9 protein-coding genes are annotated in these 12,270 nt (G+C 70.0%); 4 read left to right on the plus strand and 5 right to left on the minus strand.

Annotated elements, in window-relative coordinates; genetic code table 11:
- Positions 1-71: 71 nt before the first annotated feature.
- From LCH29_RS01635 to LCH29_RS01645, 3 genes are all read left to right on the plus strand, one after another.
- On the plus strand, positions 72-1,394 hold the full coding sequence (locus LCH29_RS01635) for an aspartate aminotransferase family protein (protein ID WP_446459848.1): 1,323 nt from the start codon (positions 72-74) through the stop codon (positions 1,392-1,394).
- Positions 1,395-2,095: 701 nt separating this feature from the next.
- A complete protein-coding gene (locus LCH29_RS01640) occupies positions 2,096-4,597 on the plus strand; it encodes an SdrD B-like domain-containing protein (RefSeq protein WP_446459849.1) in 2,502 nt (833 codons plus the stop codon).
- Positions 4,598-4,832: 235 nt separating this feature from the next.
- Positions 4,833-5,513, plus strand: coding sequence for a hypothetical protein (locus LCH29_RS01645; RefSeq protein WP_446459850.1), 681 nt, complete (start codon positions 4,833-4,835; stop codon positions 5,511-5,513).
- 7 nt (positions 5,514-5,520) lie between these two features.
- On the opposite strand, the gene LCH29_RS01650 is transcribed toward LCH29_RS01645, so the two are convergent.
- A complete protein-coding gene (locus tag LCH29_RS01650; RefSeq protein ID WP_446459851.1) occupies positions 5,521-6,861 on the minus strand; it encodes a right-handed parallel beta-helix repeat-containing protein in 1,341 nt (446 codons plus the stop codon).
- An 89-nt stretch (positions 6,862-6,950) separates the two neighbouring features.
- Between LCH29_RS01650 and LCH29_RS01655 the strand changes: the two genes are divergently transcribed.
- Positions 6,951-8,108, plus strand: a complete 1,158-nt coding sequence (locus tag LCH29_RS01655; protein ID WP_446459852.1) for a Dyp-type peroxidase — start codon at positions 6,951-6,953, stop codon at positions 8,106-8,108.
- Here the strand turns inward: LCH29_RS01655 and LCH29_RS01660 are convergent, their stop codons facing one another.
- The 4 genes from LCH29_RS01660 to LCH29_RS01675 form a co-directional block, all read right to left on the minus strand.
- The gene (locus tag LCH29_RS01660; RefSeq protein ID WP_446459853.1) at positions 8,109-9,143 is read right to left on the minus strand and encodes a LacI family DNA-binding transcriptional regulator; all 1,035 of its coding nucleotides are present in this window, start codon (positions 9,141-9,143) and stop codon (positions 8,109-8,111) included. It lies immediately after the preceding gene.
- A 78-nt stretch (positions 9,144-9,221) separates the two neighbouring features.
- A complete protein-coding gene (locus LCH29_RS01665) occupies positions 9,222-10,055 on the minus strand; it encodes an ATP-binding cassette domain-containing protein (protein ID WP_446459854.1) in 834 nt (277 codons plus the stop codon).
- Complete coding sequence (locus LCH29_RS01670) at positions 10,052-11,065, minus strand: ABC transporter permease (protein ID WP_446459855.1); 1,014 nt, start codon at positions 11,063-11,065, stop codon at positions 10,052-10,054. Before LCH29_RS01670 ends, LCH29_RS01665 begins: the two co-directional genes overlap by 4 nt.
- A gap of 141 nt (positions 11,066-11,206) precedes the next feature.
- Positions 11,207-12,229: a substrate-binding domain-containing protein gene (locus LCH29_RS01675; RefSeq protein WP_446459856.1), complete on the minus strand. Its 1,023-nt coding sequence runs from the start codon at positions 12,227-12,229 to the stop codon at positions 11,207-11,209.
- Positions 12,230-12,270: the final 41 nt, after the last annotated feature.

Consider the following 12,270-nt stretch of genomic DNA (forward strand, 5'->3'; position numbering starts at 1 on the left):
GGTTCTGCCGAACAGGGTGGTCGGATCTGTGCGATGGACGCGTGCAACGGTGCGTCCCTACCGTCGGTCACATGCTTCCCGAGACAGCCGAGACAGCCGGTGGCGCCCCGGAGCGCCACCTCATCCGCTATTCCGGACAGGCCGCCTTCACTCCGGAGGTCATCGCTCGCGCCGCGGGCACATCGGTGTTCACCGAGAGCGGTCGCGAACTGCTCGATTTCACCTCCGGTCAGATGAGCGCCATCCTCGGGCACTCTCACCCGGACATCGTCGCGACGGTCCGCGAGCAGGTGGCCCTCCTCGATCACCTCCATAGCGGCATGCTCAGCCGCCCGGTCATCGAGCTCACGCGACGGCTCGCCGAGACCCTGCCCGATCCGTTGGAGAAGGCGTTGCTCCTGACCACCGGGGCGGAGGCGAACGAGGCCGCGGTGCGGATGGCGAAACTCGTCACCGGCCGCCATGAGATCGTCTCGTTCGCCCGGTCCTGGCACGGGATGACCCAGGCCGCCGCGAACGCCACCTACAGCGCCGGGCGCAGGGGCTACGGACCCGCCGCGCCGGGCAACTTCGCGCTGCCGGTTCCGGACCGCTTCCACCCCGACATCGTCGACGCCGACGGCTCGCTCGACTGGCGCCGCCAACTCGACCTGGGCTTCGACCTGATCGACGCGCAGTCGGTCGGCAGTCTCGCCGCATGCCTGGTCGAACCGATCCTCAGCTCCGGCGGCATCATCGAGCTACCGCCCGGCTACCTCGCCGCCCTGGCACAGAAGTGCCGGGAACGGGACATGCTGTTGATCCTCGACGAGGCGCAGACCGGGTTGTGCCGCACCGGCGACTGGTACGCCCATCAGCACGACGGTGTCGTCCCGGACATCCTCACGCTGTCCAAGACGCTCGGCGCGGGGCTGCCGCTGGCCGCCGTGCTGACCAGCCCGGAGATCGAGCAGGAAGCATACGACCGGGGATTTCTGTTCCTCACCACCCATGCCAGCGACCCGCTGCCGGCCGCCGTCGGCAACACCGTCCTCGACGTGCTGGTCCGCGACCGCCTCGACGAGCGCGCGCGGCGGCTCGGCACGGCGCTGCGCGAGGGGCTCGACGGTCTCGCCGCCCGCCACGACGTCGTCGGGGATGTCCGCGGCCGCGGACTGCTGGCGGGGATGGAGCTGGCCGGTGACCAGGTGCTGGGCGCCGGGGGCGCCGACCGGCTCGGCGCGGCCGTCACCCGGCGCTGCTTCGAACTCGGGCTGCACATGAACATCGTCCAGTTGCCCGGCATGGGAGGCACCTTCCGCATCGCGCCGCCGCTGACCGCGAGCGACGAGGAGATCGCCCGCGGCGTCGCCATCCTCGACGAGGCGCTCACCGACGCCGTACGAGGCCTCTGAAGCGATCCACCGGGCGGCTTGCCCCCCACACCCTGGCTCGGAGTACCTTCCGAACGCTCTTTCCATATAAGCAATATGGCGCCCCAGAAATCATGCGACAGGCGAACCGTGGGGCCAATCCCGGCTGCACAACACCTCTGCCTGACGAGCACGTCCCAGACGCGCCACCCGGCGTAAACGCACCCAACGGGACCGGATCCGACCGTTACGTGGCTGTCGCACATTCTTCCGATTGCCATTCTCCCGGCGCTCGGGATCATCGCGCATTCCGACGGATGCCAGGGGTTCTGCTGGTGACGGCGAGACTCCAGCGGATAAGATATCGCGCGCTGCTCGCGATGGCGGTCGGTGAGGTAGGCGGTGGGGGCGAGGGTGCCGTGGTTGAGCTGCGAAAAGACGTAAACCGGGGCGGTCCTGCTCAAAGTCCTGAACGCGTGTTCGCTTTTCCTGGACCACGGCGTTTACGGCTCGTCCGCAATACCCTGAAGCGATCATCACAAAGCGGTCCACGCAACAGCGGTGGGCCCTTTTTCTTTTCCGTGGACGTGCGGCGACAAGCGGGGGCTTCGTTTCACCACAAGAGAAGTGTGGAGTGTGATGCCATGAACCGAGTCGGCAGAGACTCACGACGGCCGACCCGCAGACTCGCGGGGCCGCTGGCGCCCATAGGGTTATCCGTTCTCTTGCTGGCGGGCGGCGCCGTGGGAGCGACGGCTGGACCGGCCGCCGCTTCGGCCGCCGACGGCACGCTGACGGTTGAGGTGCTGCGCGACTTCTTCGGTACCGGCGTGATCAATAAGACGATGGACGTGCCGCAGCGGGGCATGAGGGTGGCCGTCTCCGACCCCGATGGGCACGTCGTCACCGGCGTCACGGATGCCACCGGAAAGGTCGTGGTGGCGCAGTCGACGGTGCTGGACGGCGGCCGATACCGCGTCGACGTCAGCGTCCCGGCACCGTACAGCGACTATCTGCGGGCGGCGCCCGCGTCGACGGCGGAGAACCACTTCGACAGCTTCACGTCGTTCGTGGATGTGTCGGACGGAAAGAACGCCTCGGTGGTGACCGGGGTATGGGATCCGGCCGACTACGCGCTGCCGGACTCGCGGTACTTCGTACCGGTCCACAACGGCGCCAACGGCACGGACAACCGGGCGTTGGTGGCGTTCGGGACGAAGACCCGGGGCACGTGCCCCACCGATGTGGCGTGCCCGACCACGCTGGCCACGCAGGACCAGGTGGGCACGACCTTCGGGTTGGCGTACGACAAGGACCGGACCCGGCTGTTCCAGAGCGCGTTCGCCCGCCGGTACGCCCCGTACGGGCCGCAGGGCGCCGGCGCGATCTACACGGTGCCGGTCAACGGCTCGGGTGCGCCGGAGCTGTTCGCGCGGGTGCCGGATGCCGCGGTGACGCAGCACGACGCCGCCAACATGATCAAGGATGCCGGGTTCACCGACGCGCCGGGCAAGGAGAGCATCGGTGGCCTGGCCCTGTCGGAGGACGGCTCCACGCTGTACGCGGTGAACCTGCGGGCCCGCAGCCTGGTGAGCTTCGACGCGGCAGGGAAGACCGCCGCGGAGCCCGAGGCGACGGTCCCGATCCCGGACCCGGGGTGCGCGAGCCCCGACGACTGGCGGCCGTTCGGTCTCCAGGTCCACAACAACACGCTGTACGTGGGCGGCGTGTGCAGCGCGGAGAGCACGCAGCAGCGCGCGGACCTGAAAGCCTTCGTCTCCACCTACGACGGCAAGCGGTTCACCACGGTGCTGGGCCACCCGCTCACGGACAAGCGCGGCAGCGTCTTCGGTTCCGGCGACAAGGCCACCCACTGGAACCCGTGGAACACCAGCCTGGACACGTGGGACGACCGGAAGTCGGGCAACGTCTTCATCGATCCGCAGCCGGAGCTGTCCTCCCTCGCCTTCGGCCGCGACGGCTCGATGATCCTGGGTTTCCGCGACCGCTTCATGGACGTGGTCAGTTGGGGAGGGCTGGACCCCCGCCCGGGGAACGACACGGCGGAAAACGGCATGTCCGGTGGTGACATCACCATGGTCTGCGCCACTCCCACCGGTGAATACCAGTGGGAAGGCACCGGGAGCTGCCCCAACCACGCCACCCCCGCCAACAGTGGCGGCCAGCCCGCCGATGTCGTCGAATACTTCCCGGGCGACACGTACGCCAACGCGCACCAGGAGACCGCGCTGGGGTCGGTGGCCTACATCCCGCAGCAGCAGTGGGTCGTCAGCACGGAGTTCGACCCGGTCGCCGACGTCGCGACCTCAGGGACCGGGTACCACGACATCACGACCGGTCAGGGCCCGGGCAACAACCCGACCGCCAACGGGTTCCAGTTCGTCAGCCGGCAACAAGGCGGATTCGGCAAGGCCGGCGGGCTCGGTGACATCGCGTACGCGGCGGCGAACGCGCCGGTCCAGATCGGCAACGTCGTGTGGTTCGACGGTGACCACAACGGGATCCAGGACCCGGGGCACGTGCTGCTGCCGGGGGCGACGATCAACCTGCTGGACGCGGACGGCAAACAGGTCGCCACGACCAGGACCAATGCCGCCGGTGAGTACTACTTCGGTGGTGTCGGTGCCGAGTACGAGCTCACGCCGGGCGCGAAGTACACGGTGCAGTTCGACGTGTGCACCGCGGACACCAGCAAGGTGCCCGAGCAGCCCGCGGCGAGCGAGCTGCGGTTCACGCTCGCGCGAGCCGGTGCCAACCGTGCGCATGACTCCAATGTGACCCCGCCGACCACGGGGGAGTTGTGCAACGGCTCCGCGCCGGTCACGGCGCCGGACAAGCCGGGCGGGGTCGACCACACGATCGACGCCGGGGTGTACATCCCCAAGGCAACGCCGACTCCGACTCCGACCCCGACCGATACGGCGAACCCGACCCCGACCCCGACCGGGACCACGCACCCGACCCCGACCGATACCGCGACCCCGGACCCGACCTCACCACCGGGCCCGGCCTCGCCGCCGTCAGGCGCGCCGCCTGCCAACCCGGCCCCGGCCGGTGGGGGCACGGGTTCCGGTGGGGGCACGGGTTCCGGTGGGATCAGGGGTTCGCTGGCGCACACCGGTATGTCCGGGATGTCAGAGGCGATCGCCCTCGTCGGTCTGCTGGTGGGCGCGGGCATGGCTATCGCGTTCATGAGCCGGAAGCGCCGCGCCCAGAAACACTGAACGAACCGAACAACAGTGATCTGCCTGCCCGCGCTCCGTCTGGCGCGGTCAGGCAGATCACGTCTCGGCCGACCGAGCAGTGTGGTGCTGGAGAGGGTGAATCTGAAGAGTGTCAGCGTCGGGCCGCGTGCGGAGCGTGAGAACCCAGCAAGCTCGACCAGCCCGTGCGGCTGACCGCCGCCGATGGCTGCGACCACGCTGGGCGGCAGCCGTCATCGGCGTAGCGGCCGTCGCGGTGGCCGCGTTCCTGGCTGCCGACGGCGGCTCAGGCCCCAGCGGCCCGCGCGCACTGACGTCGGATGAGGCGAACCGGCTGGCGATCATGCGGTTCCGTAACTACCAGGCGCACGGCCGCGCGGTGACGATCACCGTGCCGGGCACCGCCGGTCGACTGACCGTGATCGGGTCCGTCGACTACCAACGCGAGCTCGGTTACGGCGTGGTGCACGGCACCGGGCGCGACACCTCCAGCGACGGCCTGATCGAGTGGACGGCCACCTCGGTGTTCGTCCACCCGATGGCGAACGCCCCGGCGCGCGCACCCGCGTCGCCGCCCCGCTCGGGCTGGTACGGCCGTCCGCTCCAGTCGTCCGGCAGCGCGCTGGACAGTTCGCTGGCCATCGCACTCGGTCTCGGCAGCGACCGGCCGGACAACGCCGAACTGCTGCCGCAGAACGGCGCCACGTGGCTGCGACGGGACCGGGTGGACGGACATCGGGTGGACGTCATGGCCGGGCCGTCCTCCCGCGGCCACTCCGGTACGGCGGGCAGGGTGCGCTACTGGGTCGGCTCGGACGGAACCATGCACCGGGTCCGCCTCAGGGTGGGTTCCGAGGCGCAGCCGGTGGTCATCGATTTCGACACCCAGAAGTACCTTCCGGTCAAGCCGGTACCCGGAGTCACCCCGACCCGGTAGCCGCTGTTCAGGACGCCCGCACCCGTGCGTCCGCGGCAAGCAGGGAGGCCGACGGCAGCGGGATGCCTGCCGTGTCCGGCGGGGCCGGAACGGCCGGGACCGTGGTGGCGCCCGTAGTGGTGGCGTGGGGGAACTGCGGCTGTCGACCAGGGGCCGCGACCTCGGTGAACGGGATGCCACCGGGCGCGGTCGGCGTCGCCCACGTGCCGGCCGGCGAGGGCGACTTGGACGGCAGCGGACAGGACGCGGTGGTCGCGAGCCGGGCGGGCACGGTGGTGCGCAGATCGTTGCCGCGCAGGCAGTTGCCCCGTCCCCGCGCGGCGGTGGGGAACGTCCAGCCGACGTCGACGCCGTTGCCGGTGAACGTGTTGTCCACGATCTGATTGCCGACCGACGGAATGTCGGCGGTCGCGGTGATCACCAGCCCGGCGTTGCTGTTGTCGGCGATGCGGTTGCGGACGAACTGGTTGTCGCTGCCGCCGTCGATGCCGATGCCGGTGCCCCACCCGCCGTCGGCCTGCTGCGGGGTGGCCCGCTGCTGGTTGGCGGCGATCAGATTGCCCGCGATGACGGCGCCCCGCTGCGGGAGCAGCTTCTCCTGGTGGTCGGAGTTGGTGGTCAGGCCGACCCGGTTGCCGACCAGACGGTTGCGGACCACGTACATGTCGCCGCTGGCGTTGGTGCCTTCGTAACCGACCGCGTTGAGTTCGGCGACGTTGTCCCGCACCACGATGTGACACGGCTTGCACTGCCCGACATAGATCCCCGAGTCGGCCCCGCCTGACGCGTACGAATGCTCGATGACACCGTTCTGCGCGGAGAACGCGTAGATGCCGTACAGACCGTTGCGGGTCGCTGTCACATACGAGACCAGGAAGGACTTCAGGAGGGTGACGGGCTCATCGCCGGTGTCGTAGCCGCCGCTCTGCCCCGGCAGCCCGGCGGCGGCCGCCGCCGAACCGGTGACCAGCACCCCGTTCTGCGTGTTGTTCCGCACGGTCAGGTTCTCCACGGCCACCCCGGGCGCCGCGACGACGACACCGTTCGGCTGCCGCAACCGCCCGTCGATGACGACCTTGTGCCGGGACGCGCCGCGCAGAGTGATGCGAGCCGTATTGATCTTCACCGACTCGTGGTACACGCCCGGAGCGACCAGCACCAGGTCACCGGGCCGGGCCAAGGACACCGCATCCGAGATGGTCGGGGCATCGGCAGGCACGCGGATCGTCACCTGCGCACCGGCCGGTCGCCGGCCTTTGCCCGATCCGCCATCCCCGCCGCTGCACCCGACCACCAGTGCCAGCGTGACCAGTACGGCGGCCACCACGCGAAGAGCTGATCGAGGCATGATCCCAGTCTGGCAGAACGCCCCAATTCCCCGCCATAATTGGTGAGATTGACCGGCACGCACGATTCGGGTGTGGCACCCTGCACCCCATGCATCGAGCCGATCACCACCCGTCGCGCCGCGCGTTCCTCGATGTCACCGGCGCCATGGTGGCCGCCGGCCTGACCGCCGGGTGCACATCGGACTCCGCCCGGCCAGGTCGGCACGCCCCTACCGCCGCGGCCACGCCGACGCCGGTTGCGGCGACGGGCCGGCATCAGGCAGGCATCACGCTCCCCCAGCCGGCCCAGCGCAACCTGCTGGCCGTGGTGGCCGACCTCGGCGCCACCGTGGCTCCCGGCCCGCTACTGGCCGACCTGGGCCAGGCCATCCGCGCACTCGTCGCGGGGACCGACCCGCGGCTGTTGGGCCTGCCGCCGGGCGACCTCACCGTGACCGTCGGCGTGGGTCCCCGGCTGGTGCGCACGGCCGGTGCCTCGCTGCCCGGCGCGACCGACCTCCCGCGATTCTCCCGCGAGCGGATCGCCCCGCGGGCACGCGGCGGCGACCTGCTGATACAGATCTGCGCCGGCGACGCGCTGCTCCTACCGGTCGTCGCCGCCGCGCTCCTGGACCAGGCCGGTGACCGCATCCACGAACGCTGGCGGCAGTCCGCACGCCGCGGTGCGAACGTGCCCATCGGCAACGGCCTCACCGCGCCACGCAACCCGCTCGGTTTCATCGACGGCATCGTCGGCCCGCACACGACCGCCGAACAACGACGCGACCTGTGGCTGGCCGGGCCCCCCGCGGTCGCCGGTGGCACCCTCGCCGTACTGCGGCGCATGGAACTCGACCTGCCGCGGTTCGCCGCCCTGTCCGTAGCCGAGCAGGAGGCGGTCTTCGGGCGGCGCCGGGCCAGCGGCGTCCCCCTCTCCGGCGGCCCCGTCGCCTCGGGCCCGAACCTCGGCGCCAAGACCCCGGACGGACGCTATCTCGTCCCCGCGGACGCCCACGTGCGCAGGGCGAACCCCTCCGTGGTCGGCGCCGGCCTCATGCTCCGCCGCTCCTACAGCACCGACGAGCCCGCCCCCGGCCTGCTCTTCATCAGCTTCCAGAACGACCTGCGGACCTTCACCGCCACCCTCACCCACATGGACACCGCCGACGCGCTGCTGCGATTCACCACCACAACGGCCAGCGCGACCTTCCTCATCCTCCCCGGCTTCGACCGCCAACACCCCCTCGGCTCCCGGCTGTTCGCCTGATCACGCCGTGCCCGCTGCTTCGGGCGCGGGCCGCTCCCCCGAGCCCCGGATGATCAGCCGGGTGGGAACGGTGATGGTGCGGGCCCGCGAGCGGTCGCCGTCGAGGCGGGCGAGGGCCGTGGCCGCGGCGCTGCGGCCGAGTTTCGCGGGGTCCTGCGCGACGACGGTCAGGGCCGGTTCCAGAGCCTCGGCGAGTGACACGTCGTCGAAGGCGACGACGGCTACGTCCTTGCGCTTGCCGCGGGTGAGTTCGGCGACGATACCGAGCGCCATGATGTTGTTTCCGGCGAACAGGGCCGTGGGGGGATCGGCCAGGGCGAGGAGTTGTGAGGTCGCCACCTCGGCCCCCGGCTGGTCGTGTGCGCTGGCTACCAGCGAGCGATCGTAGGTGATGTCGGCTTCTTGCAAGGCCGCGCGGTATCCGGCGAGGCGTTCGCGGCGGGTGTACAGCTTGACGGGCAGGTCGCCGACGAACCCGATGCGGCGGTGACCGTGGGCGATCAGGTGGGCGACGCCCTCTTGGGCCCCCGCCCGGTTGGAGCTCACGATGCTGTCCGTGGACAGGCCGACCCCCGGGCGATCGAGGAAGACGACGGGCAGCCCCGCCGTACGGTGCGACTTGAGGTCGGAGTGGTCGACGCCGACGGACGGCACGACGATCAGGATGCTGACGCGCCGGGCGAGGAACTGGGCCGTCAGGGCGCGTTCGCGCTCGGGGTCGTCCGCGGACGACCCCATGAGCAGCGTCAGCCCGCGGTCCCGGACCGTGTCCTCGATACCGCGGGCCACGGCTCCGAAGAAGGGGTTGGCCAGGTCGGGGACGACCAGCCCTATGGTGGTGTCCGGACCGCCGACGCGGATGTTGCGGGCCATGAGGTTCGGCTGGAAGCCCAACCTGGTCACCGCGGCGAGTACCTGTTCCCGTGTCCGCGCCGAGACGGGCCCGTCCTCATTGAGGACTCGGGAGACCGTCTTGGCGCTGACACCTACTTCTCGGGCGACATCGGCCAAGGTGGGGCGGCGGCTCGCTGCCATGGAGGAAACCGTCTCCTGGGTGCTCTCGGGTTCCGGGCCGCGGCCTCGACCGGAACAGGGGAGAGCGGGGTTGCGCTGTCAGGTGGCCTGTACTCCGGCGGCCTTCGCGGCCTCGGAATCCGCTACGACAGTACCGCCGGCCTCGTCGACGCTCAGCGCGCCGGTCATGATCGCGACGACCTCCGCCATGGAGTAGTCGGAGGGATTGATCAGGGCGGCACGCCGGCCGAGCCGGTGGACGTGGATACGGTCGGCGATCTCGAAGACGTGGGGCATGTTGTGGCTGATCAGGACGACCGGCATGCCCTTGTCGCGGACGCGGCGGATCAGGTCGAGGACCTGTCCGGACTCCTTGACGCCGAGGGCGGCCGTGGGTTCGTCCATGACGACGACGCTGCGGGCCCAGGCGACCGCGCGGGCGACCGCCACGGCCTGCCGCTGCCCGCCGGAGAGGGTCTCGACCGCCTGGGTCAGCGAGCGCAGGCCGATCTTCAGGTCGGCCATGTGCTCGGCGGCCTCCTGACGCATGCGCTTCTTGTCGAGCATGCGGAAGGCGCTGCCGAGGATGCCCGGGCGGCGCAGCTCGTGGCCGAGGAACATGTTGGAGGCGATGTCCATGGAGGCCGCCACGGCGAGGTCCTGATAGACCGTCTCGATGCCGTGGGCGCGTGCGCTCTGCGGGCCGGAGAACTGGATCGGCTTGCCGTGGAGGCGTATCTCGCCCTCGTCCGGTACTACCGCGCCGGTGAGGGCCTTGATGAGGCTGGTCTTGCCGGCGCCGTTGTCGCCTATGACGGCGAGGACCTCGCCGGGCAGCAGGTCGAAGTCGGCGCCGTCGATGGCGGTGACATGGCCGTAGCGCTTGACCAGACCGCGGGCCTGGAGGATGGGGGTCGAAGTGGTGGTGGTCATCGGGCCTTCCTCCGGGAGATCTGGTCGACGGTCACCGCGAGGATCACCAGGATTCCGGTGATGAGGGTCTGGTAGATCGAGGCGACGCCCATCAGCTGGAGCCCGTTGCGGAAGACGCCGACGATGAGGACGCCGATGAACGTGCCCAGGACCGATCCGCGTCCGCCGAAGAGGCTGGTGCCGCCGAGGACGACGGCGGTGATGCTGTCGAGGTTGTCGGTCTGCCCGGCCTGCGGGTCACCGACTCCGGTGCGGGAGACGAGCAGCAGGGCGGCGATGCCGTACATCAGGCCGGCCACGGTGTAGACGCCGATGGTCAGGCGGGAGGTGCGAATCCCGTTCAGCCGCGCCGCTTCCGGGCTGTTGCCCAGGGCGTAGACGTGCCGGCCCCAGCTGGTGCTGCTCAGCGCGTAGGCGAGAAGGAGGAACAGAGCGATGGTGACCAGCGAGCCGTAGGTGATGTCGGTCCTGCCGAGCGGGAAGGTCCGCCCGAGGGCCGTCAACGGGCCGGGCAGGCTGCTGACCGTCTGCTCCTCGGAGTAGATGTGGGTCAGTGCGAACGCCACGTTGAGCATGCCGAGGGTGACGATGAACGGCGGCAGCGGGATCTTCTTCACCAGTGCCCCGTTGAGCATGCCGAAGCCGCCGCAGACGATCAGGCCCAGCGCGATGGCGGCGAGCGGTGGCACGGTGCCCTCGGCGGCCATCTTGGCGATCACGATGCTGCCGAACGCCATGACCGCTCCGCAGGACAGGTCGATGCCCGCGGTGAGGATGATCAGGGTCTGGCCGATGGCCAATGTGCCGACGACCATGACCTGCTGCACGATCAGCGAGAAGTTCCCGCCGGTGAGGAACTGGTCGGTCGAGACGGAGAAGAAGACACAGGCCGCGAGGAAGGCGACCAGCGGGCCGGTGGTCGGCTGCGTGAGCAGTCTGCGGACCGTGGTCGGCGCTTTGAGCTCCGCGTACGGCGTGGACGTGGAGGGTGGCGTGGACGTGGCAGTCATGCGAGGTCCTTGTCGGAAGACAGAAGTCCTTGTCCGTCCTCGCCGGAGGGCAAGAGGACGAGGGAGCGGCCGCCCTCCGGTCGGGGAGGAGGCCGGCCGCCCCGCTGAGGGGTGCCGAACGGCGGCAACCGGGGCGGCGGCTCAGCCCCAGCAGTTCTCCAGGCCGTAGGCGGTGTCCTTGGAAGTGACCCCGGCCTGCGCCTTGTCCGTGATCAGGGTGACGCCGGTGTCGGTGTAGCCCGACGCCTTCTTGCCGTCCTTCGCGTACGTCACGACGGCCTTGACGCCCTCGGCGGCCATCTTCAGCGGGTACTGCTGCGAGGTCGCGGCGATCTTGCCGTCCTTGACGGCCCGGGTACCGGTGCAGCCGCCGTCGACGGAGACGATCAGCACGTCCTTCTCCCGGCCCTTGGCCTTGAGCGCGGTGTACGCGCCCAGGGCGGCGGGCTCGTTGATGGTGTAGACGACGTTGATGCCGGGGGCCTTCTGCAGGCAGTTCTCCATCGCGGTCTGGCCCTTGGACTGGTCGCCGCCGGTGTCCTGGGAGCAGACGACGGAGGAGTCGCCCTTCTTGATGCCGAAGCCCTTCAGGAAGCCGTTGTGCCGCTGGACGCCGACGGAAATGCCCGGCGCGAGGTCGAGGGTGGCTATCTTCGCCTTCTTGCCCTTCATGGCGGCCTTGGCGTACTCGCCGATCAGCTCGCCGGCCTTGAGGTTGTTCGTGGCGAAGAGGGCGTCGACCGCGCTCTCCGGGTCGGTCGGGGTGTCCAGGGCGATGACCAGGACACCCTTGGCCTTGGCCTTCTCGAGCGCGGGCACGATCGCCTTCGAGTCGCTGGGGGTGATCAGGATGCCCTTCACCCCGGAGGCGACCATGTTTTCGACGGCGGTGACCTGCCCGGCGTTGTCCCCGTCGAACTTGCCTGCGGCGGTGGACAGTTTGACGCCGTTCTCCTTGGCGGCCTTCTCCGCGCCGTCCCTCATCTTCACGAAGAACGGGTTGGTGTCGGTCTTGGTGATCAGACCGACCTTGACGTCGCCCGATCCGGTGCTCGCGGTGCCCGATCCGGATCCGGAGCCACAGGCAGTCAGGGTGAGGGCCGCGACGCCCGTGCACGCGGCGGCTCTGAGGAGGGAGGAGGGGAGATGAGAGGTGCGTGACATGAACGACTCCTGCGGGATTGCGGGCGAAGCGGTAGGCGCCG

This window comes from Streptomyces sp. BRA346 (assembly GCF_052851135.1).

Bases quoted from the DNA above. Each gene is read 5' to 3' on its own strand.
- LCH29_RS01635 (WP_446459848.1), top strand. From the start codon at position 72: ATGCTTCCCGAGACAGCCGAGACAGCCGGTGGCGCCCCGGAGCGCCAC.
- LCH29_RS01650 (WP_446459851.1), bottom strand. From the start codon at position 6,861: ATGCCTCGATCAGCTCTTCGCGTGGTGGCCGCCGTACTGGTCACGCTG.
- LCH29_RS01655 (WP_446459852.1), top strand. From the start codon at position 6,951: ATGCATCGAGCCGATCACCACCCGTCGCGCCGCGCGTTCCTCGATGTC.
- LCH29_RS01660 (WP_446459853.1), bottom strand. From the start codon at position 9,143: ATGGCAGCGAGCCGCCGCCCCACCTTGGCCGATGTCGCCCGAGAAGTA.
- LCH29_RS01665 (WP_446459854.1), bottom strand. From the start codon at position 10,055: ATGACCACCACCACTTCGACCCCCATCCTCCAGGCCCGCGGTCTGGTC.
- LCH29_RS01670 (WP_446459855.1), bottom strand. From the start codon at position 11,065: ATGACTGCCACGTCCACGCCACCCTCCACGTCCACGCCGTACGCGGAG.
- LCH29_RS01675 (WP_446459856.1), bottom strand. From the start codon at position 12,229: ATGTCACGCACCTCTCATCTCCCCTCCTCCCTCCTCAGAGCCGCCGCG.